Source organism: Corallococcus silvisoli (assembly GCF_009909145.1).
Taxonomy (GTDB): domain Bacteria; phylum Myxococcota; class Myxococcia; order Myxococcales; family Myxococcaceae; genus Corallococcus; species Corallococcus silvisoli.
Genome location: NZ_JAAAPJ010000018.1, coordinates 204,732 through 227,326 on the forward strand (window position 1 = coordinate 204,732; position 22,595 = coordinate 227,326).

Annotated in this window: 15 protein-coding genes; 5 read left to right on the forward strand and 10 right to left on the reverse strand. The window is 68.3% G+C overall.

Annotated elements, in window-relative coordinates:
• Positions 1–13 precede the first annotated feature (13 nt).
• The 5 genes from GTY96_RS30580 to GTY96_RS30600 all read right to left on the reverse strand — a co-directional run bounded on the left by GTY96_RS30580 (position 14) and on the right by GTY96_RS30600 (position 6,595).
• On the reverse strand, positions 14–1,234 hold the full coding sequence (locus GTY96_RS30580) for a serine/threonine protein kinase (protein ID WP_143907433.1): 1,221 nt from the start codon (positions 1,232–1,234) through the stop codon (positions 14–16).
• Positions 1,235–1,267: 33 nt separating this feature from the next.
• Positions 1,268–2,254, reverse strand: a complete 987-nt coding sequence (locus GTY96_RS30585) for a class I SAM-dependent rRNA methyltransferase (protein WP_161666567.1) — start codon at positions 2,252–2,254, stop codon at positions 1,268–1,270.
• Between the two features lie 14 nt (positions 2,255–2,268).
• Positions 2,269–3,597, reverse strand: coding sequence for an amidohydrolase family protein (locus GTY96_RS30590; RefSeq protein ID WP_161666568.1), 1,329 nt, complete (start codon positions 3,595–3,597; stop codon positions 2,269–2,271).
• Positions 3,598–5,484: 1,887 nt separating this feature from the next.
• Positions 5,485–5,844, reverse strand: coding sequence for a hypothetical protein (locus GTY96_RS30595; RefSeq protein ID WP_161666569.1), 360 nt, complete (start codon positions 5,842–5,844; stop codon positions 5,485–5,487).
• Positions 5,845–6,133: 289 nt separating this feature from the next.
• Complete coding sequence (locus tag GTY96_RS30600; RefSeq protein ID WP_143909351.1) at positions 6,134–6,595, reverse strand: hypothetical protein; 462 nt, start codon at positions 6,593–6,595, stop codon at positions 6,134–6,136.
• Between the two features lie 476 nt (positions 6,596–7,071).
• Between GTY96_RS30600 and GTY96_RS30605 the strand changes: the two genes are divergently transcribed.
• Positions 7,072–8,268, forward strand: a complete 1,197-nt coding sequence (locus tag GTY96_RS30605) for a hypothetical protein (protein WP_161666570.1) — start codon at positions 7,072–7,074, stop codon at positions 8,266–8,268.
• 97 nt (positions 8,269–8,365) lie between these two features.
• Here GTY96_RS30605 and GTY96_RS30610 read toward each other — a convergent pair whose 3' ends face one another.
• Both GTY96_RS30610 and GTY96_RS30615 read right to left on the reverse strand, forming a co-directional pair.
• Positions 8,366–8,632 (reverse strand): hypothetical protein, encoded by a 267-nt coding sequence (locus GTY96_RS30610; RefSeq protein ID WP_143909355.1) that lies wholly within the window; start codon positions 8,630–8,632, stop codon positions 8,366–8,368.
• Positions 8,633–8,805: 173 nt separating this feature from the next.
• On the reverse strand, positions 8,806–11,655 hold the full coding sequence (locus GTY96_RS30615) for a fused MFS/spermidine synthase (RefSeq protein ID WP_255443046.1): 2,850 nt from the start codon (positions 11,653–11,655) through the stop codon (positions 8,806–8,808).
• A 76-nt stretch (positions 11,656–11,731) separates the two neighbouring features.
• On the opposite strand from GTY96_RS30615, the gene GTY96_RS30620 reads away from it, so the two are divergent.
• The 3 genes from GTY96_RS30620 to mrpC all read left to right on the forward strand — a co-directional run bounded on the left by GTY96_RS30620 (position 11,732) and on the right by mrpC (position 15,197).
• Positions 11,732–12,718 (forward strand): sensor histidine kinase, encoded by a 987-nt coding sequence (locus GTY96_RS30620; RefSeq protein ID WP_161666571.1) that lies wholly within the window; start codon positions 11,732–11,734, stop codon positions 12,716–12,718.
• 7 nt (positions 12,719–12,725) lie between these two features.
• Entirely contained in the window at positions 12,726–14,186 is a 1,461-nt protein-coding gene (locus tag GTY96_RS30625; protein WP_143909361.1) for a sigma-54-dependent transcriptional regulator, read from the forward strand.
• 264 nt (positions 14,187–14,450) lie between these two features.
• Positions 14,451–15,197, forward strand: coding sequence for a Crp/Fnr family transcriptional regulator MrpC (gene mrpC / locus GTY96_RS30630; RefSeq protein WP_014395195.1), 747 nt, complete (start codon positions 14,451–14,453; stop codon positions 15,195–15,197).
• 97 nt (positions 15,198–15,294) lie between these two features.
• Here the strand turns inward: mrpC and GTY96_RS30635 are convergent, their stop codons facing one another.
• Positions 15,295–16,206, reverse strand: a complete 912-nt coding sequence (locus tag GTY96_RS30635) for a hypothetical protein (protein ID WP_161666572.1) — start codon at positions 16,204–16,206, stop codon at positions 15,295–15,297.
• Between the two features lie 124 nt (positions 16,207–16,330).
• A complete protein-coding gene (locus tag GTY96_RS30640) occupies positions 16,331–19,267 on the reverse strand; it encodes a carbohydrate binding domain-containing protein (protein WP_161666573.1) in 2,937 nt (978 codons plus the stop codon).
• Positions 19,268–19,455: 188 nt separating this feature from the next.
• Between GTY96_RS30640 and GTY96_RS30645 the strand changes: the two genes are divergently transcribed.
• The gene (locus tag GTY96_RS30645; protein WP_161666574.1) at positions 19,456–21,294 is read left to right on the forward strand and encodes a MutS-related protein; all 1,839 of its coding nucleotides are present in this window, start codon (positions 19,456–19,458) and stop codon (positions 21,292–21,294) included.
• 53 nt (positions 21,295–21,347) lie between these two features.
• Here the strand turns inward: GTY96_RS30645 and GTY96_RS30650 are convergent, their stop codons facing one another.
• Entirely contained in the window at positions 21,348–22,520 is a 1,173-nt protein-coding gene (locus GTY96_RS30650; RefSeq protein WP_143909369.1) for a thiolase family protein, read from the reverse strand.
• Positions 22,521–22,595: the final 75 nt, after the last annotated feature.

A 22,595-nucleotide genomic window follows, 5' to 3' on the forward strand; every position in this document is an offset into this window, starting at 1 on the left:
CGGGACGTGCGCGTCAGCGCGTCTTCAGCCAGCCCTCCAACAGGTCCGCCACCAGCTTCGCGGGGGAGACATGGGCCTTGCGGGCCTGGGCCTCCAGCTTCTCGTACAGCGCGGGGTCCAGCGGCAGCGCGAGCAGGCGCGGCTCGGTGCTGGTGCCCTCATCCAGGCGCATCGCCTCCGTGGGGGGGCCGTCCACGGAGGCCGCCACCTCCGCGACCTCCAGGGCCATCTCGGACGTGGGCGCGGAGGACTGACGGGTGGAGAGGCGGCGCAGCTCCTGCGGGCGCTCGTCCTCGAAGAGCTGCTTGACGAAGTTGGCCAGGTGCAGCGGCGTGGGCGTGAAGTCATACGCGGCCAGGAAGGCGTCCAGGTCGCGCTGCATCTCCAGCGCGGTCTGGTAGCGGCGCTCGCGGTCGCGGGCGAGCGCGCGCATCAGGATGGCCTCCACGCGCTCCGGCAGGTCCTCGCGGAAGTAGGACGGCGCGTAGATTTTCGCCTCGGTGATGCTGCGCATGACGGCGACGTCGGAGTCACCGGTGAAGAGCTTGAAGCCGGTGAGCCATTCGTAGAGGACGGTGCCCAGCGAGAAGATGTCGCTGCGGCAGTCCAGCGGCCGGCCCAGGCACTGCTCCGGGGAGAGGTAGCTGAGCTTGCCCTTGATCTCCCCCGAGCGCGTCTCCTCCACCTGGTTGGCGGCCTTGGCGATGCCGAAGTCGAGCACCTTCACCGAGCCGTCGAACGCGACGATGATGTTCTCCGGCGTCACGTCGCGGTGGACGATGTTGAGCGGATTGCCGTGCCGGTCCTTCTTCTGGTGCGCGTAGTGCAGGCCCGCGCAGACGCAGGAGGCGATCTTCAGCGCGTACACCATGGGGAAGGGGATCCCCAGCGCCTCCGCCTTGGGCACGACGCGGCGCATGTCGCGACCGGACACGTACTCCATGGCGATGAAGTAGCTGTCGACGATCTTCCCCAGGTCGTGGATCTGCACGATGTTGGGGTGATTGAGCTGGGAGGCGAGCCGCGCCTCGTTGAGGAACATCTTCACGAAGGCGGCGTGCTTGGACAGATGCGGGCGGATACGCTTGATGACGATGGGCGTCTCGTCGCCGCGGTCATCCACCTGATGCGCGAGGAAGATCTCCGCCATGCCTCCCACGGCGATCCGGTCGATGAGCCGGTAGTTGCCGAAGCGGAACGCGTCGCGCGGGGGTGAAGAGGCGGCGGGAGCCATGGGGGCAATGTAGCCGCGCCTCCGCCAGCAGCGCTAACGAAGTTGGACGACGTGGACCTTGAGCGCCGGCTCCTCGCCGGAAGGTGTTGGAAAGTCGAGCCCCGAGGGGCCGAGCGACCCCACCGTCCGCCCCACCCTGCCCGCCCGCGTCACGCCCTCCAGCACCATCGTCTCGAACCGGCGCACGGGCAGTCCCGCGAGGTTGCAGCAGGCGACCAGGCGGCCTCCGGGGGCCACCACCCGGACGGCGGCCTCCGCCAGCCGCGCGTAGTCGCGAGCCGCGGAGAAGCGCGTCGACTTCGTGGTGGAGAAGGACGGCGGGTCGGCGACCACGACATCGAAGCCTTCCCCTTTCTTCGCGAGCCGCCCGAGCCAGTCGAAGACATCGCCAGCCACGTAGTCGTAGCGCTCCACGGATTGGCCGTTGAGGCGCGCGTTCTCCTCGCCCCATTCGAGCACGCGGCGGCTGGCGTCCATGTTGAGCACGCGCTTCGCACCGCCCGCGGTCGCGGCGACACCGAAGGCGCAGGTGTAAGCGAAGAGGTTGAGCACGGTGAGGCCCCGGGCCTGGGCCTGGAGCCACGCGCGGGTGTCGCGCATGTCCAGGTAGAGGCCCACGGAGAGGCCCTGGCCGGGGCGGATGTGGAAGGACAGGCCGTTCTCCTGCGCGGCGAAGTCCTCCACGGGCGCTCCCCGCGCGGCGGACTCCGGAGCAAGCGCGTCCTTCGCCACGTTGGCGAGCACGCGGGCCTCACGGGGACGGCGCTTCAGGTAGACGCTCTGGGGCGCCCAGGCGGAGACGGCGGCGTCGAGCAGGGTGGCCTCCTCCGCGTCGGACAGGTCGCGGTAGAGGCTGACGACGACGACGTCGCCGAACACGTCCGCGGTCACCTCGGGCACGCCGTCAGCGGCGCCGTTCAGCAGGCGGAAGGCGGAGGTGCGGGGGTCGGCGAGCAGCGGGCCCCGGCGGTCGCGGGAGACGCGCAGGGTGTCCACGAGGCGGGGAGGCAGGGCACTCACGCGCCCCTTCTACCCTACGAACCCAGCCGCGCGCGGGACCAGACGCGGGCGAGCGCGGCGGCGGCGTCGCGGGCCAGCTCCACGTAGTCACTGCCCAGGAGCTGTCCCTCGCGAACACAGACGCGGCCACCGACAATGGTCCAGGCCACGCGGGAGGCGACGAGCTGGCCCAGGAGGAAGGGCGCGTAGCCCGTCTCCGGGTCGGCGGCGGGGACGGCGTCGTAGACGACGAGGTCGGCGAGGCTGCCCTCGTCCACGCCCCCGGAGGGACGGCCGAACAGGCGGGTGCAGAGCTCCGCGGGGCCGCTGACGAACAGGTGCGCCAGCGAGTCATCCAGGTCGGGCATGCGGCCGGAGCGGGCCAGTTGGAGCATGCCGACCAGGGCGCCGGCCAGTTCCTCCTGGAGGGTGCCGTGGCCACCGGTGCCCAGGCCCACGAGGTGGAGGCTGGACAGGGCGCCATCGGTCGACTCGCCGGCGCGCTCCAGCGACCGGGTGGCGCGGGGCGTGAGGGCGACGAAGGTGCCGGAGGTGGCCAGCCGTTCGGCCTCGGAGCGCTCCACGGCGCGAGGGTAGCCGGCGATGGCATGGGGGCCCAGGAGGCCCAGGGCATCCAGGCGGGGCACGACGCGGCGGCCGTGTGTGGCGTAGGTGGTGGAGAGGTCGTCCTCGTTCTCCGCGAGGTGGAAGACGACGGAGGCGTTCAGCTCCTCGCGCAGGCGCGAGATGCGGGACAGGAGGGCGTCCTCGCAGGTGTAGGACGCATGGAAGCCCAGGGCGCCGCGCACGCGCGGGTGTTCCCGGTAGCGGCGGACGAAGTCGGCGTTGGCGTCCGCCTGGGCTTCAGCGGCGGCGGAGCCGTCCAGGCTGTGGGTGGAGTGGGACGCGACGAGGCGAAGGCCGAGCCGGTCCGCGGCGCGGGCCTGGGCCTCCAGGGAGCCCGCGACATCCGTGGGGCTCGACAGGTGGTCGACGACGAGGGAGACGCCGTCCAGCAGCGCGCGGGCGGCGGCGAAGCGGGTCAGGACCTCGACGTCCTCGGGGGTGAGGAGGTTGGCCACCTGGCGCATGCGATCCAGGCGGGAGCGGGGCTGGCGCAGGAGGAAGTCGCCATTGGGAGGCAGGAGCTGCCCGTTGACCATGTGCGAGTGACAATCCACGAGGCCCGGAGCGACGAGGCGGCCACGACACGCCACCTCCCAGTCACCGGGCAGCACGGGCACCTCCGCGTCTGGAGCGACACGGCGGATGAGGCCCTCTTCGACGACGACGGCCATGCCGTGGCGGACGCGACCGTCCGCACGGAACACGGCGCAGTTCTTCAGAAGCAGTCGGCCTTCCATGGACATCCCCGTTTTAGCACGGGGTGGGTGGAGGATGAACCCCGTCTCCACCTAGAGACGCGCCGGGGCGGAACCATGCAGGGCGGCGGGCGTGGGGACTGCCACTCCAAGCGGCCCCGGCTCTGGGACTCGGAGCAAACCCACGCCAGGAGCAGGGGCTTGCACGGCGCCAGGTCGCCCCCAGCGGTGCAGTTCCGCCAATCTCAGGTGTGAAATCTAGGATTGTTTCGCCAGTCGCCTCCAGCCCCAGGCCGCGAGGAGTGCGCCCAAAGTCGCACACGTCAGCCATACCGGCACGATCAATGGAAAGCCACCGGGCCCCCAGGGGACGTCCACCTCCGTCAACCACTGGCTCCATCTCCGAGGACGAAGGAGCAGGAGCAGCAGGAGCGCCTGGAGCCCCAGGAATGCCCCCACGAAGACCCAGATGAACCGGACGAACTGCATGGGAGCCTCACTGGAGGTCCGCCGCTGGTGGATCCCCAGTCAAGAGCGTGGACTCGGATGTCACCCCATAAAAAACGCTGCAACTCCCTTGCAACAGCGCAACACAACGGGAGAGCACAAGTCACAACCTCAACAATACCTGTCACAAGAGTCGGTCCGTGGAAGTGCGCAATTGGGCATTCACGATTTCCTTTTCTCACGCACGAGTAGCCGGGACACCCCAGTCGTAACCTGCGCGTTCTACCGCCGAATCAAACCTGCCACGGGGAGCAACACGGCAACAACTGACATCGTCAGGATCTCCAGGTCCGCCACCGCATACCGATGCGAGGCCAGCTCTCACTTGCCGCTTCCACAGCGCTCGCTTGTGCCATCGGGTGTTCCATGCTCATCGCTCGTCCAGCGGCCACGGGGCTTGAGTCAGGGCTTCGCTCAAGATGAAAGTCCGCCATCCTCCATCAGGGGGCCCTGGTTGAGTAACGTCCAGAGCGCGGGGACCAGGGGTGCCCCCACCAATTCGTGCGTCTCCCTCCCCCGCCGCGCTGGGACACCCGGGAGCCCCTGGAAGAAACGCTCCGAACCCCAGACCGCGCCGAACCCTTCGTGACTGCAAACAAACAACTTCAACCTCGGCCCCTCAAACAACTGCAAGTCATCCCACCCCTCCACGCCCTTCCACAGCAGCGCATCCCCCAGCGGGAGCACACCTCGTCCCTCGACGCGGCATTTCGCCCACAAGACGGCGGAGGAACCTGAAGACGTGCCTGGCCACGACGAGACCCACAATGCCTCCTCGGCCACGGAACGGAGCAACTCGAAGTCCTTCTGGAGCCGCTTCAGCTCAGGCGTGGGCACCACCACGTCCGCGCCGTCAACTGGCATCCGACCACGTCGGACGAGCGCGAAGTGAGTTGAGGAGCGCCAAGCGCTCGCCAGGACATTCTCAAGGTTTTGACGCTTGTCCAGGTGCAGGCAGAAGTCCCCCGCCACGCCCAGAACGGTTCTTCGCAATGCTCCCATGTCCATCATCTCCCCAGAGAAACCCTATCCATTCATAACATGAAAATCCAGCCCCCTCTGCCTCAATCCAGCCTTGGATTTCGCCATCACCCGCCAAACCCAGCCAAGAACAGCAGAGCAAACCCCAAGACCATCAGCCACATGACCGACCCTCCCGAACACACAGCCCATCATCGCTACGATCAGCATTCATCCGATGCCCCAGGGGCCATGCAGTTTATGTCTCACTTCAAAGCAACCAGCAGGTGCATGCGTGGCCGCAGTAGCCATCCTTTGAGATTCCGTGCACTGCATTCATGCGGCACCGACCCCCAGTGTAGGCGGAAACAAGCCAACCCGCCCCTCGTGATTCCAAACGCCAGGTTCAGTTGGGCTGAAGGCAGTGGCAAAACCAAGCCGTGAGCATTGCGACCCGCCACATCACTTCTCATAACGAAGTTTGACCGGCCGGCCCGCAATCAACGCGCGCAACCCAGCCTTCCCAGACAACCTGAAGGCCGAATGAGTAACCTCCGTACCATCAACGACCGAAGCATCCCGCACAGGCGGCGCAGCTGTCGGCAGCATACAGCAAGCAACCTTGCGAACCCCTCCAAACACAATCCTCGCCCAACGTCCGCGAAACTTGATCATCCATACCGACGGATAGCACCCCGCCTTCGCCAACTCAGCAGCCCTCCGCCCTGCTCCTCTCCCGTCCTTCGCAAGCACCACATAAACATTTTCCCATGTATACAGCGCCCCACCCGACTTACCTTCAAACTCGAAATAGATGATCACACTCGCCGCGAACCACTCCTTCGGAGACTTACTTTTAGACCCTGCCCTCAAGCGCACCCTGTGATTTTCCCATAAGCATTTGGCTCCTCGGTCTCATCAAGGCTACCAGCAGGACGCGACTGACCGTCACCGCACCAATGCCCAGCAGGTGGGCAATCCGCATATGCACGACAAGCCCTCACCACGGATGGCCCTCATGATGGCTCGGCGCCGCGGCTCCGGAGTGGCACGCACTTCGCGCATCTCCCGAGAAGACCAGGCCTCGACGATCTCGTCAGATGAGGCCCTGCTAATCGGCGGAGTCGTCGCCACTGCTTCGCCGCGTCAGGAAGAAAGGGCCATCGTGGGCAACGACCAAGGACCAGGACAACGCGGCATCGCACACCACACACCCATCAACCCACGGCGTCCCGCCCGGCCCCCAGATCAAACTGGACAGACCACCCAGATTCGGGGGCACACCAGAAGAAAACCGAAACACCGGCACCTGCGGCTCGGACATCAAATAAAAAGAACCACCAACCTGCCGCGAATATCGAACCTCTGCCTTGGAGGCCCTTGGCACACTCACGTACTTAGACATGGAAATCGCTGCGTCACGTACGTTCCAGTCCGGCGGAATCCCAGGCAAAAAGACCATCCACCAGCGCGCACGAAACTCCGCTGACTCCTCGGGCGACAGCGCCGCCACCCCTGGATCAAGCTGCCCAATCTTCGTCATCATTCCATCAACAATGAAGGACCACCTCACCCTGCACCTCCAAAACCAACAAACAACCGTCACTACACAAGACGCACTCACGACATGATAACGCCCCCTGGAGAGTGGCCCGATTAGCCGACGCTTGAGTCAGGGCTGCTCGTCGTCACATCCACAGCGCCAACGACGTCCACAAATAATCGTGTCGTCATTGGGTCTGTTCGTGAAGGCGATGTGGACCGGGGGAATGCCAACTTCACCGATAAGCACCTCCGACTCACGCCAGTCGCCTGGGCAGCTTCCGAACCGGCTGCAGTGCCAATACGTCCCCCCTCCTGCGAAACGACAACAGGGCCAGCAGCACAGGCAACCCACACACAGACACCCAAAACTCCGGTACAAGCTCGCATCGCCCCCTATCATCCATGGCTATTCCATGGCGGCGCAGCTCTTCGCCCTGAAGCCACGGCGGCCCAATGGGGGTGCGGATTCTTGGGGCCGGGATGACCCGGTATACTCCACGTGCCATGACCTCGATGCCCACCGGAGTCGCCACCGCCAAGGAGCAAGCCACGCCGGAAGCCCCTGGTGCCCTTCGCTTTCACCGTCTGTGGCTGTTCTCTCCCCGGGCCGACCTCGCCATCCTGGGCATTCCGCTGGCCCTGACCCTCGTCGCCGCCGGCGCAAGCGCCGTCCTCGCGCCCGGGGCCGCGGATGGCGCGCACCGGCTGCTGGGCTGGACCGCCCAGAACCTCCTCGGCAACGCCACGCACGTGGTGCTTACGTTCCTGCTCTTCGGCGTGCACCGCGACGTGCTCACCGCCGCCCCCAACCAGCCGCGAACTGTCCTCGCCGGCGCGGTCGCCATGCTCGCGGTGGGCGCGGCGCTGTTCTTCACCTTCTACGTGGACCGTTCCATCCACACCTTCGCCGTGGCCGTCATCTTCAACGTCTTCGGCATGCACCACACCCTGTCCCAGCACCGGGGCCTGTGGTCGCTGCACGGCCTGCGTGGCAGCCAGGAGGGACTGCCTGCGCCCTCACCGCTCGAGCGCAAGCTCCAGCAGCTCTACGTCCCGCTGCTCCTGTCCATCCTCCTCACGCGCATCTTCTTCGTCGCCGAGTCCGCCGCCCCTGACGCCCCCGCCTACCTCGACGTGGGTCAGGGCGCCGTCCTCCCGTGGCAGACACTGCCCCTGCTCATCGCGCTCTGGCTGGGCTACTTCCTGCTGCTCTTCCGCTCCGTGCTCCGCTCCGGCACCGCCAGCGGACCCAAGGTGCTCTACCTGCTGGGCATGGCCACCGCGACCGGGCTCGCGCTCGTGGCCCCCTCCTGGGGCTACGTGATGCTCCCAGGCATGCATGGCCTGGAGTACTACGTCCTCAGCGCCCGCATGCTGGAGCCGCGTGAAGGTGACGCCCCCCGCCTCCGCCAGAAGCTCATCTGGCCCGCCATGGTCGCGTCCATGCTTCCGCTGTTCGCGCTGGGCGTGGTCCACGGGTTCCTCTTGGATGGCCCCATGAAGGGCTCGCTGGGCATCGGCGGGGGCACGCAGGCGCATCCCCTGCTCCGTGGACTGACGTGCCTCGGCTTCGCGACGGTGCTCGCCCACTACTTCGCGGATGCCTTCATCTTCCGCTTCCGCATCCCCTCCATCCGGCAGGTGATGCTGCGCCGCCTGGGCTTCTCCCCCATGCCCCGCCCGGCCTCAGGCACGCGGTAGCCGGCCGCGCACCCTTCCGGGCCCCCCTGCCCCGCAAAGAAAAATGGCAGGCCCTTCCACTTGGAGGGACCTGCCATTTCCACACAACCGAGGTGGCTCAGTTGTAGGTGTTGTTCTGACCGAAGTTCTTCATCGTCTTCTTCTTCAGAGCGTCGGTCGCCAGCGCGCCGTCGTTCTGCACGTTGTCCTCACCGGCCAGCGCGGCGGCCGAGGCGCCGAACAGCTTGCGGATGTTGTCGCCGAACAGCGTGATCACGCCGATGGCGGCGATCGCGATGAGGGCCACGATGATGATGTACTCGGTCATGCCCTGACCACGGTTCTTGCGGAACTGCTTCTTCGGGGCCTTCGCGATCGCGTTCATGGGAGACTCCAGGGGTCGTTGCAGCGGTGGAGAGACACACCCTGCGGGAAGTCAGGGTCGATACGGACAGTACACCGGGCGAGCAAGCACCTCCATCCGTCATCGGGAGGATGGGGGGTCGGATCAAGGAATATCGCGGGTCTAGAGCCACTCAAGCCGCTCCAGCGCATGTTTCACGGCGCGCCAGGCGCCGCCGTCGGCGCACCGGAAGTGCCTTCGCAGGCGGCCGGAGGGAGGGCCTCGCAGTAGGCCTTGAAGGCCTTCTGGAGCTTGTCGTCCTGGGGATACCGCGCCGCCACCTCCCGGCCCACCGCCAGGGCGCCCTCGGCGTTTCGCGGCGTCCACACCGTGCGGGTCGACCAGGCCTGAGCCGTCACCAGCTTCAGGTACTCCGTCACCAGCGCCGGTGAGCGCCCTCCCCGGGCCACCTCTGGCTCCAGCAGCGACGCGGCCAACGTCAGGTCGCCCTGCGCCAGCACCGCGCGGCCCAGCGCGAACGCGGACGCGGGATCCTCCGGAGCCAGGGAGCGCCACAGCGCCGCCACGCCCCGGACCACCGGATCCTTCTCCGAATGGTAACGCTCCACGTTCCGGTACAGCCCCGCGACCTGCTCCGCGGTGGGCGGGTGCTCGCGCATGTAGTCATGCAACAGCAGCCCGGGGCCGCTGTCCGGCGCACGGCGCTCGTCCTTCACGCGCACGTCCAGGTTCGCCAGGAAGAAGGCCACCGGCGAGGCATACTCCAGCAGGTTCTGGTCGTCCGTGTTGATGGCCCCCTCCCCCGCGAAGTCCTTCTGACCGGCCTCGGTGTGCACCTGCTTCGACAGGAGACCGAACAGGTCGTGGATCTCCACCCGGGCCAGATCCGCCTTCACGTCCGGGCGGGCCATGCGCGCGGCCACCGCCGCCGCGTCGAATGACAGAGGCTTGCGGCTGGCCACCATCACCAGGTCCTCCGGCCCCAGCCACGTCGTGGCGTGCGGGAAGGTGTCGTGCAGCGTCCGCATCACCAGCCGGACCAGCTCGCGGTTGCTCTCGTACGTGTGGATCCACTGCACCAGCACGCCGTCGTCGGTCAGGTGCTTGTCCACCAACTGGAAGAAGTCGCGCGTGAAGAGGCCCGACACGCCCGTCACCCACGGGTTGGACGGCACGCTGACGATGAGGTCGTACTTGATGGGCGCCAGCGCCATGAACGTCTTCGCGTCGTCGATGTGCACGTGCGTGCGCGGATCATCCACCGCGTTGCGGTTGTCGGCCTTGAACAAGCGGGCCGCTTCGATGACCGCCGGGGAGATCTCCACCATGTCCAGCCGCTCCACCGGGTGGGCCAGCACGCTGCCCGCGGTGATGGCCGCCCCCGAGCCCACCAGGAGCACGTTCTTCGGCTCACGCGGATGGAGCAGCACGCCCAGGTGGCCCGCCATCACCTGCGTCTCGATGTCGCCCCCGTTGGTGGCGTCCGTCTTGCCGTTGATCTTCATGAAGCGCAGGTCCTCGTGCGCCAGATCCCCCACCATCACCGTGGCGAAGGTGTCGTCCGCGTAGAACCGGGGGATGATCTGCTTCTCCGTGTCCTCCACCAGCTTCGCGTAGCTCTCCGGCGGCTTCTTGTACGCGCGCACCGCCGCGATGTTGGACAGCCGCTGCGGCCACCCCTGCATGCTCCCCAACACCACCGCCGCCAGGACCGCCGCCACGCCCACCGGTGCCAGCGTGCGCCACAGCGGCACCGCGGGCGCGGACTCCCCTTCCTTCCGGGCGTTGAGCGCGCTGAACGCCAACCCCGCGGCCACCAGGTTCGCCACGGCACCCGCGATGAAGTTGCCCTGCATGCCCCAGAAGGGCATCAACACCAGCCCACCCAGCACCGAGCCGGTGAGCGTGCCCGCCGTGTTCCACAGATACACGCCGCCCAGCTCGCGTCCCACTTCGGACACCTTCGCCGTGGCCACCCGCGCCGCGGCGGGGAACGCCGCCCCCATGATGAACGTGGGCACCAGCAGCACCACGCAGCAGAACCCGAAGGTCACCGCCTGGAAGATGGGCCAGGTCTCCACCGCGCGCGTCAGCATCCACTCCGACCAGCGGAACAGGTGCGGCAGCCGCACGTACAGGGGCAGCGCCACGCACAGGCTCACCACCAGCCCCACCTGCGTCCAGCCATACAGCTTCAGCGAGTCCCCGCCCTCCTTGCGCGTCATCAGCCAGAAGCTGCCCAGGCCGATGCCCAGGATGAACGCCGTCAGGATGAGGGTGAAGGCGTACGTGGAGGCGCCCAGCACGATGGACAGCAGGCGGATCCACGTCACCTGGTACAGCATCGACGTGAAGCCCGACAGCATCACGCCGATGAGCGCCGCACGCACCGCGCGCCGTGGATAGGCCACGTCCTCCACCGCCGGCGCCGCCCCCACCACCACCGCGGGCGGGTGCTGCCTCGCCAGCGCCAGCGCCGCCAGCGCGAGGAACACGTTGAGCCCCGCGGCCAGCTGCGCGGACGCCGACAGGCCCACCAGCGGCACCAGCCGCGTGCCCGCCACGTAGACCCCCACCGCCGCCCCCAGGCTGTTGATGGCGTACAGCCGCGCCAGCTCCCGCCGCACGCTGGCGAGGCTCGCCGCGAAGTGGCGCACCAACGCGGGGAGCGTTCCGCCCATCAGCAGCGTGGGCACCACCAGCGACAGTGACGACACCAGGAGCCTGGGCGCCACCCGCAGTCCCTCCGGGACGTGCGGCGCCAGCGCCAGCCACAGGTGCTCCAGCGCGCCCAGCACGTAGGGGAACGCCAGCGCATAGAGCCCCACGCCCAGCTCCAGCAGTCCGTAGAGCGCCAGCGGACTCTTCACCCGGTCCGCTGTCCGCCCGAAGACAAAGGCCCCCAACGCCAGGCCCCCCATGAAGGTGGCCAGCACCACCGCGTGCGCCTGGCCGCTGTTCCCCAGGACGTTCCCCAGGTATTTGGACCAGACCAGTTCGTAAACGAGCGCGGTCGCCCCGGACAGGAACAGGAGGGCAGCCACAAGGTTCTTCGGAGGACGTGGAGTGCTGGGCATAAGGACAGCGCGCGACGTTAACCGGTATGTTTCAGGCCCACCAATGAACGCCCAACTTCTGCAAGCCGCTCAGCTCGCCTGGTCTCCCCACCTCCGGGTGACACGCGCCGATGGCGACTGCGCCCAGGTGCTGCGCCGCGAGGCGAAGAGCCTGGTGGGCATGCCCCTGCACTCGGCGCTCGGCGTCACCCAGGAGCGCGCCCGCGAGCTGGACGCCCGCGCCCGCGAGAACCGCCGCGCGGTGGAGTTCGTCACCGTGTCCGCCGGAGGAGCCTCCGGCGGCCCGCCCCCCTCCCACCTGCGCCTCATGCTGGGCATGGACGGCGAGGAGGCCGCCGCGGGCGTGCTCGACCTGGGCGCCGTCCTGGAGGGCGCACCGCCCGTGCAGATCTCCAAGCTGTCGTCGTCGCTCAGCCATGAGATCCGCAACCCGCTCTCCTCCGTGAAGATGGCCGTGCAGACCCTGGCCCGGAACACCGGCCTGTCGGACCGGGACAAGCGGCGGCTCACCATCGCGAACCGGGAGATCCGCACCATGGAGCGCATGCTCTGGCTGCTCTCCGAGTACGGCCGGGAGAGCGCCGCGAACCTGGACGCCCACCCCCTGCGCTCGGTCGTCCAGGAGGCGACCGCCATGGTCGCGCCCGAACTCGCCGAGCGCCGCATCGAGGTGGAGGTGAAAGAAGAAGGGGACCTGCCCCGCGTGCGGGTGGATCCCAACCGGTTGAGGCCCGTGCTCGCCCAGGTCCTGCTCAACGTCGCCATGGGCCTCCCCGAGGAAGGCCGCGTCCAGGTGACGCTGCGTCAGGCCGCCCCGGGCCACGTGAGCCTCATCCTGGATGATCCCGCGGCGGCCCTGCCTCCCGAGGAGCGCGGCACGCTGTTCGATCCCTTCGGCTCGCGGCTGGCGCGAGGCGCGGGGTTGTCCCTGGCCGCCCTGCGGCGGGTGATGACGGGCGTGGGGGGCGACGTGGCCGCCCAGGGGAGCGCGGAGCCGGGGATGGTGTTCACGCTGACGTTCGCCGCCTGAGAACCCCATGGAGACCCTCCTCATCGTCGACGATGACGTGTCGCTGCTCGAAACCCTCACGATGCACTTCGAGGAGATCGAGCAGGACGGGCAGCCGCGCTACCAGGTCGTGACCGCGACCAGCGCCGCCGCGGGCCTCAAGGCCGCCCAGGAGAACATGCCCAGCGTCGTCATCCTGGACATGATGCTGCCGGACCGGACGGGGCTGGAGATCATCGAGGAGATGAAGGGCCTGTGCGGCGACGCGCGCATCATCCTCGTCACCGCCTACCACGACATGGAGACGACCATCCGGGCCATGAAGGCCGGTGCGTTCGACTACATCCACAAGCCCTTCCCCGACCCGGCCGCCCTGGACCTCGTCGTGGAGCGCGCCCTGGAGTACCGGCAGCTCTCCCGCCGCGCGGACGAGGTCCACCGCGAGAACGCCGTCGTCCGCCTGGGCGACATCGTGGGCACCAGCTCCTCCATGCAGCAGCTGGTCAAGGAGATTGGCAAGGTGACGGGCAGCACCGCCAGCGTGCTCATCACCGGCGAGAGCGGCACGGGCAAGGAGCTCATCGCCCGCGTCATCCACAACTACTCCTACGACGAAGCCCGCCCCTTCATCGGCATCAACTGCTCCGCCATCGTGGACACGCTCCTGGAGAGCGAGCTGTTCGGCCACGAGAAGGGCGCCTTCACCGGCGCCGTCGCCGGCAAGCCCGGCAAGTTCGAGCTGGCCGAGGACGGCACCGTGTTCCTGGATGAGATTGGCGACATGTCGCTGATGCTCCAGGCGAAGCTGCTGCGCGTGCTCCAGGAGCGCGAGTTCGAGCGCGTGGGCGGCGTCAAGCGCGTGAAGCTCCGCGCGCGCGTCATCGCCGCCACCCACCGCAACCTCGCCGAAGAGGTCGCGCAGGGCCGCTTCCGCGAGGACCTCTACCAGCGCCTCAAGGTCATCACCCTCTTCATCCCGCCCCTGCGCGAGCGCCGTGAAGACATCTCCCTGCTCGTGAAGCACCTCCTGGAGCGCATCAACGAGAAGGTGCACAAGCGCGTCACCCGCGTGCCCCACGAGGTCATGGAGCGGCTCACGCTGCTGCCCTGGCGCGGCAACGTGCGCGAGCTGGAGAACGTCCTCACCCGCGCCGTGGTGCTCGCGCCCGGCGACGTGCTCCGGGGCGACGACCTGCCCGCCCTGGAAGCCGCCCCTCCCGGCCCAACGGATGGCTCCCGCGCGCCCGGCGCCGCCAGCGCCATGTTCGCCGCGCCCGCCGTGGACGATGTGAGCCTCATCCCCACCCTGGAAGAAGCCGAACGGCAGCTCATCGCCCGGGCCATGGCCGCGACCAAGGGCCACAAAGGTCGAACGTGTCAGATTCTGGGAATCAGCCGTCCGACCCTTGAACGAAAGCTTCAAAAGTTCGGTCTCGCACAGGGGCATGGTCCACAGGTTCACCCTTATCCGGTGAAGGATGCTTCCTGACACTGTCCCAGGCCCGACAGTCCCGGGCCGGCCTGAACGTTTCGTTCAAACTGATCAGACTGTTTGAACGTTCTGTTTCAGGTTTCGGACACAGTGCGAGGGTTGGAACCGTGCTGTAGCGCTAAGTACCCGGCATTCCTGGAACTGTTCCCCCGGGAATAGTTCAAGTGCCCATGGCACGCCTCTTGGAATGGGCAAGGTCCGTCCGCAGCAGCAACAGCGACCTACCTTCCCCACCGCCTTTCGCTTTCCCAGGAGATTCCCATGCACGGCTTCAACCGCCCTCTCGGCCCCATCGGTTCCAATGTCGTGGCGCCGCTGCAGGCGACGTCCTCCGGGATGATGGTGACGGCGAACAAGCTGGTGCCGGGCCAGGAGGCCATCGACTTCAAGGGGTACTTCAAGGTCGAGTCCTTCCCGCACAACTCGACCATCTACCGCCCCGGCGACACGTCGGACCGCGTGTACCTGCTGAAGTCCGGCCGCGTGCGCCTGATGCGCATCGGCAAGAACAGCACCCGCTCGGTGGTGTCCATCCTGCGCCCGGGCGACCTGTTCGGCGAGCTGTTCCGCCCCGAGGGCACGCCCATCGAGGAGATGGCCGTGGCGGCGGGCGAGGCGGAGGTGTGGAGCATCGAGGGCCGTGACTTCCGCGCCCAGCTGGAGGCCCGTCCGGCCCTGGCGGTGGACGTGGTGCGCGCCTACGCGGACCGCGTGCGGTCGCTGCGCAAGCGCGTGCTGGGCCTGACCTTCAAGGAAGTGCCGGCCCGGCTGGCGGACACCCTGCTCACGCTGGTCGAGGCGCACGGCGAGCGCTGCCCGCACGGCGGTGAGACGGACCTGCGCGGCATCACCCAGCAGGACCTGGCGGACCTGGTGGGCGCATCGCGCTCCTTCGTGTCCACGCTCATCAACGAGATGAAGCGCGAGGGCGTGCTGGGCAACGTCGGCCGCATCCTCTGCGTGCGTGACCAGAAGGCCCTGCGCAAGCTGGCCTCCAAGGAGAAGTAGGCCGCGCGTCCCCCCGCCGGGGACCGCGACGTCCAACGGGCCTGACCGCGAGCAAGCTTCCGCGGCCGGGCCCGTGGTGTTTCCAGGGCCCCGCGCTTCAGAACGTGAAGCCCATGCCGAACTCGGGGCCGAAGTTCTGGCTTTGCCCCGTGGGGCTCAGCTCGGACTCCAGGAAGAGGCTGCGCAGCCCACCGCGCAGCATGAGGCTGCCCAGGTGCAGCGCCAGGCCGGCGCGCAGGTCGGCCTGACGGTAGGGAAAGGGCGTCACCTGCATGCGCGCCTCCACGTCCAGGGGGCCCAGGAGGCACGCCTCCACGGACATGCCCAGGCTGGGGCCCACGTAGAGGCGCTGGGGCAGGTCCAGGGTGGAGATGCCCACCTCCGCGCGCATGCGGACCTCCTCGCGGACGATGGGCGAATACGTCAGGTGCAGCTCACCCAGGGTGCGCGCTTCGTGGGAGTTCCCCATCAGCGACTCGCTGTCCAGCCGCACCAGCCGCAGGTCCACACCGAAGCGGCGCACGTCCCAGCCGATGGCGAAGTCCACCCCCGAGCCATACTGGAGGGGCGCCGCCAGCACGCCCAGGTGAACGGAGAAGGGAACGGCGTGCCGCAGCGAGTCCCGGTCAGGCGGCGCATCCGGTCCCTCCCCGTGGCCGAGGTGGTGGGTGCCGGTGGCGGCGATGGCCTCGCCCAGGCCCCGGAAGATCAACTCGAAGACGGCGCCGAGGATGATGGCGGCCGCGTCATCCGACGCGCTGGAGCTGCAGCAGTCATCCGTGGAGGACACCGTCTTCGGGGGCTTGGCCGGACGGTTCTGGTTCTCATCCTGCTTCGCGTCGTCGTCGTCGTCGTCGTCGTCCTTGTCCGCGCCAATGGCGGACGCCTTGTGGACGGGCTTCGACGTCTCGGACGCATCCGACTTCTTGCCGAAGCGGGCCTCGGCGGGAGGCGCGGCGAGGAGGCCCACGAGCAGCCCTCCGCCCAGCACGACCTTGGGAAACGACATGGGGTGAAACCCCCTCTGTGGGACACCGCCCGGCCCGACGGAGAACCACGCGTCGTATTCAAATCCCGGGGACGCACGGAAAGTCAACCGCGCGCCCCCGGGGCGGTGCGTCACATCCCGGGCCTCACGGCTTCAGGTAGGGCCCATCCACGCCGACCTTGCCCGGTGCCGGGTTGCCCGGCAGGTCGAGCACGTACACGCGGAGGTTGCCCTTGCCAGACACCGTCGCGCTCAGCGAACCGCCCGTCACCGTCCTCACGTCGCCGGTGATGGCGTCCGTGTATGTGCCGTTGGGGATGCCGTTGAACGTGGCTCCGCCGGACACCGTCACCAGGGCGAAGCTGTCCACGCCCTTCGCCGCGTCGGTGAAGCGGCGCTTGTAGGCCATGGCGCCGGTGATGCCTTCGGTGGAGTACTGCCCCTTCTGGAGCGCGGGGATGCGGCGGCGCAGCTGATTGAGCCGCTGCACGTGCTTCACCAGGGGCTTGCTCAGCGTGGTGGCCACCGCGCCGGAAGCGCTGCCCACCACGCCGAAGTCGCTGGCGGTGACGCTGCCCTCCAGGTTCGCGCCGTAGTAGGCGCGGCCGGTGGTGGCCAGCGCGCAGGTGGGCCCGCAGTCGATGGGCTTGCCCGCCTGGAACTCGATCTCCGACCCGTAATACAGCGTGGGGATGCCCCGGAACGTCCACATCAGGCTCATGTTCTCCGCCCAGGCATCCGTGCCCCCGGCGTAGCGCGTGGAGGACTTGTTGGGGCCGTAGTCGTGCGAGTCCACGTACACGACGTTGTAGGTGGCGTCGTTGTAGCTGTCGTCGGAGTCCTTGCCATTCCAGAAGGCGTTGCTCGCCTCGCCGAAGTTCATGTGCATCCGCATGTCGATGACGCTCATGCCGGAGAACTGGCTGGCGTCCGGCGCGTGCCATGCATTGCCTTGAAGGAAGGCATTGGTGGAGGTGGGCTGGTTGGCCGTGCCCTGCGTCTGCTCGTAGTTGTACTGCTCCAGCGCCGCCGCCACGTCGTCACTGCTGTATGTCTTGCGCTCCTTCCAGGTGAAGAACTGCGCGGAGTGGTTGGGCGAGCCCCGGTTCCACTTGTCGTTCACGAAGGAGCCCACTTCGCCGAACATGAAGAAGTCACGGCCCTTGGCGCCGAACTTCGCCTCCGCGTGGGAGTGCGCGGCCGGCAGGAAGCGGCGGTTCCAGGTCACTCGGGGGATGTGCACGGCGGTGTCCACGCGGAAGCCATCCACGCCCATGTCGATGTAGCGGTTGTACACGTCGATGAGGAACGCCTGCACGGTGGCGTTCTCCGTGTTGAAGTCCGCCAGGTCCTCGTGGATCCAGCAGCTGCGCGAGTCCTCCCCCTCCCAGTTCCCAATCCAGCACTGGTGGAAGAGGCTCGCGGGGAACATGCCGGTGGTGGGGTTGGGCCACTGGCAGTTGTAGATGCGGTAGCCCTCCTGGCTCGTATAGGACGTGGGCACGCCCCAGCTTCGGCAGGTGTTGCCCGCGGGCTCCGGCGTCGACCAGAGGTCGCCGTTGTAATAGGACTTGCCGGTCGTGGGCTCCACGGTGAGGCCGTCGTACTCAAAGCCAGCCACCGGCGCGTCGTAGTACCAGCTCCACTGGCTGTCGCGGACGCCATACACCTTCGCGGTCCACAGCCCCTTCGCGCCCCAGCGGCTGGAGTGGTTGTAGACGACGTCCTGGATGATCTTGAGGCCCTTGGCGTGGGCCGCGTTGATGAGGTCCTGGTAGGTGGCGCCCGAGGACTCCAGGCGCGGGTCCACGCGGTAGAAGTCCCAGCCGTGATAGCCGTGGTAGTCATAGTCGGAGCGGTTGAGCACCACGGGGGTGATCCAGATGGCGGAGAAGCCCAGCGCCTTGATGTAGTCCAGCTTCTGGATGAGCCCCTTGAAGTCGCCCCGGAACATCGGGTCGTTGTTGGCCGCGTTGCCGGACTTCACGTGCATGCTGCCGCCGCGGTTGTTGTTCGCGTCGCCGTCGTAGAAGCGCGCCGTCATCACGAAGTAGATGGAGTCCTCGCGGATGTCGCCGCCCAGGGGCGTCCCCGGCGCGGGAGGCGGAGGCGCGGAGCCCGTCTTGGCGGAGGCGGCGCTGCTCGCCGCGGACGTGTTCCCCGCCGCGTCGAAGGCCTTCACCGTGTAGCTGTAGGTCGTCAGGGCCTCCAGGCCGCTGTCCGCGTACGCCGTGCCCGTGACGGTGACGCTCTTCGTGCCCAGCGTGCCGCCCGTGCGGGTGAGCGTGTAGCCGGTGACGCCCCGGTCGTCGGTGGACGCGCTCCAGGCGACGCTGATGGCCGTGCCGGACGCGGTGGCGGTGACGCCCGTGGGCACCGACGGCGGCGTGGTGTCCGGCGGCAGGACCACGCATGGCGACGCGGCGTTGGCGGTGACGACGCCGTCCTTCACCGTGATGAGCCCCATGCCCAGGCTGTAGTCCACGCCGTTGTTGTTGTCCCAGACGCTGCCGTTGTTGAAGTCCGCCTTCATCCCGGTGGCGGAGCCCAGCGACACCGTCTTCTTCACCCAGTCCGTGCAGGCCGTCTCGTTCATGGGGATGCCGGGCGGCGTCGTCCACGTGCCCCCCGTGGGCGAGTAGTGGAAGTTCACCGCGCTCCAGCCCCGCGTGCGCGTGTAATAGAAGACCTCCGCGCTGTTGGTCCCCGTCGACGTGCAGGGCGAGCCGGCGTTCGCCAGCACCTGGCCGTTCTTGACCTGGTGCGTGCCGGACGTGGGCAGGAGGTAGTTGCCACCATTTCCGGCGGCGTTGTCCCAGTGGTTCTGCCCATCGTTGAAGACAGCCTGGAAGGTGCTGGCCGTCCCGGTGGTGATGACCCGCACCGCCCAGCCGGCGCACTCCGTGGACATCAACGTCCCCGGCACGCTGGTCCAGGCTCCCCCCGCGTCGTGGTGGACGTAGGCCGTGCCCCAGCCCTTGTACGGCGTGTAATAATAGACAGTCGCCGTGCCAGCGAAGGCCGCTTGCGTGCCCAGGAGCAGCGCCAGCAGCGCGCTCCACTTCCAACCCTTCATGGTCATGTGTCCCGTCCCTTCACGCGCGAGGAGCGCGCGTGAGACAACCGAGACACCGTATCAGTCATAGAACAGCAAAAGACGGATTCATCGCTATTCCAGTCCGGCGGCTGTTCTCGATTGGCGGCGAGGCATGACGGGGTGCGTTGTGCGCTTGCCCTCGGGCGGAGGGCCGCACAGCATGCGCGGCCATCGTGCCCGCCCCTACCGAGCCCTCCAGTCCCCATCGCACGTACACCGACCGCCGCGCGGCCGCCCAGGCGGACCTGGCGGACCTGGACCGCGTCAGCGCCCGGTACGCCAACCTGCGCACCGTGGCCTTCGTCGTGGCCGCGTGCATCGCGGTGCTGACGTTGCTGGGCCGGCTGCCGAAGCCCTGGTGGTGGGCGGCGCTGGGCGCCCTCGCCGTCTACGGCCTGCTGGCGGTGCTGCACCACCAGGTGTTCCTCAAGGAGCAGCGCGCGCGCCTGTTCGCGCTCCTCAATGAGCGCGGGCTCGCGAGGCTGGAGGGCGGCTGGCATGCCTTCACCGACACCGGAGAGCGGTTCCTCTCCCCCAACCACCTCTACGCGACGGACCTGGATGTCTTTGGGCAGGGCAGCCTCTTCCAGCTCATCAACGAGACGGCGACCCGCGCGGGCGAGGAGCGGCTGGCGGCGTGGCTGTCCTCCCCCGCGGGCGCGGACACGGTGGTGACGCGGCAGGGGGCGGCGCGGGAGCTGGCGCCGGCCGTGGACTTCCGGCAGGAGCTCTGCGTGGAGGCCCGCGTGGTGGCGAAGGACAAGGCGGACCCGGGCCTCTTCATCCAGTGGGCGGAGGCCGGCCCCTCGCTGGAGACCATCCGCTGGTCCCGTCCGCTGGCGGTGCTGCTGCCTCCGGTGACGCTCGCCCTGTTCGTCCTGGGAATCGTGGGCGTGCTTCCCGAGAGCGCCGTGTGGCTGGGGCTGCTCGCGCAGCTGGTCATCGCGGTGGTGACGCGCCGCACGCTGAGGCAGATGGACGAGGCCGTGGAGCGGGGCGAGCGCGGCTTCGTGCGCTACGCGTCCCTGTTCGAGCGCGTGGAGCGGCAGGCCTTCGAACACCCGCGCCTGAAGCAGCTCCAGTCCGGCCTGCGGGCGCAAGGGGGCCCTCCGGTGTCGGAGCTCTTCCGGCGCTTCAGCCGCCTGTACTCGCTCATCGAGTTCAAGCGGCACCAGTTCCATCCGCTGGTGCACTGGCTCACGCTCTGGGACATCCACGCCCTCTTCGCCCTGGAAGGCTGGCGCGCCGCGCACGGCCGCGACGTGCGCCAGTGGTTCGAGGGACTGGCGGAGCTGGAGGCCCTCTGCTGCCTGGGAGGGCTGGCCCATGACCGCCCGGCCTTCGCCTGGCCCCAGCTGGAGGGCCAGGGCCCGCGCCTGGAGGCCACCGCGCTGGGCCACCCGCTGTTGGACGCGCCCGTGCCCAACGACGTGTCCCTGCCCGGCGCGCGCCACGCGCTGCTCATCACCGGCTCCAACATGAGCGGCAAGACGACGCTGATGCGCGCGGTGGGCGCCAACGTGGTGCTGGCGCTGGCGGGCGCGCCGGTGTGCGCGGCCACCTTCCGGCTGTCTCCGGTGCAGGTGCTCACCAGCATGCGCGTGAAGGACTCGCTGGAGCGCGGCGTGTCGTACTTCTACGCGGAGGTGCAGCGGCTGAAGCTGGTGCTGGACGCCGCGGACGCCGCGAAGGGCCAGGCCCTCTTCCTGCTGGATGAAATCCTCCTGGGCACCAACACCCGCGAGCGGCAGATCGCCTCACGCGAGGTGCTGCGGCTGCTGCTCGCCTCCGGCGCGTGCGGCGCGGTGACGACGCATGACCTGTCCCTGGCGGTGCTGGCGGACGAGCCGGGCTCGCACGTGGTGAACGTCCACTTCCGCGACCACCTGGAGGACGGGAAGATGGTGTTCGACTACCGGCTCCGGCAGGGGGTGGTGGACACCACCAACGCGCTGCGGGTGCTGCGCCTGGCGGGCATCCCGGTCCACGACCCGGACGCCCCGGCCTCCTGACAGTCCCCTTCGGCGCCCCCTTCATGCGACAGGGGGCGCGAAGGTGAAGCGGATTACTTCGCCAGCTCCACCAGCGCCGCGGCGCCCATGCCGCCGCCGATGCACATGCTGACGACGCCGTAGCGGCCGTCGCGGCGCTTCAGCTCGCGCAGGATGGTGGCCACCATGCGCGCGCCGGACACGCCCAGCGGGTGGCCCAGGGCGATGGCGCCGCCGTTGGGGTTCACCTTGTCCTGGGGGATGCCCAGCTCGCGGACGCAGTACAGCGCCTGCGCGGCGAAGGCCTCGTTGAGCTCGAACACGCTGATGTCCTCGATCTTCAGCTTGTTGCGCTCCAGGAGCTTGCGGATGGCGGGCACCGGGCCCACGCCCATGATTTCGGGCGGCACGCCGGCGACCACGTAGTCCACGAAGTAGCCCAGCGGCTTGACGTTGAGCTCCTTCGCCTTCTCCTCGCTCATCACCACCGCGGCGGCCGCGCCGTCGGTCAGCGGCGACGCGTTGCCCGCCGTCACCACGCCCTTGGCGTTGAAGGCCGGGCGCAGCTTCGCGAGCCCTTCCACCGTCGTCTCCGGACGCATGATGGTGTCCACGGACACGGTCACCTGCTTCTGGGTGCCGTCCTCGTCGAACATCGTCGTGGTGACGGGGAAGATCTCCTCCTTGAACTTGCCCTGCTCACGCGCGGTGGCCGCGCGGCGCTGGCTCTCCGCCGCGAACTTGTCCGCGTCCTCACGGGTGACGCCGTAGCGCGACGCGATGTTCTCCGCGGTCGCGCCCATGGAGGTGTAGACCTCCGGCAGCTTCTCCATGATCTCCGGGTTGGCGGAGACCTTGTTGCCGCCCATGGGCACCATGGTCATGGACTCGGTGCCACCGGCGATGGCCACCTGGAGCATGCCGGACTTGATGCCCTGCGCCGCCTGCGCCACCGACTGCACGCCGGAGGAACAGAAGCGGTTGATGGTCATGCCCGGAACGGTGTCCGGCAGCCCGGCGAGCAGGCTCGCGTTGCGGGCCACGTTCATGCCCTGCTCCGCCTCGGGCATGGCACAGCCGAGGATGACGTCCTCCACGTCCGCCGGCTTGAGGCCGGGGACCTGGGCGACGGCTTCCTTGATGGCAAGGGCCGCGAGCGTATCCGGACGCGTGTCCTTGAACTCTCCCTTGTGGGCGCGGGTGAAGGGGGTGCGCACCGCGCTGGCAATCACGACTCGACCGGACATGTCAGGTGTCTCCCTGCCCGGACAGCGTCCGGGCATGCTTCAGATTTCGTGTCTGGAAACCCATTCGTAAACGCC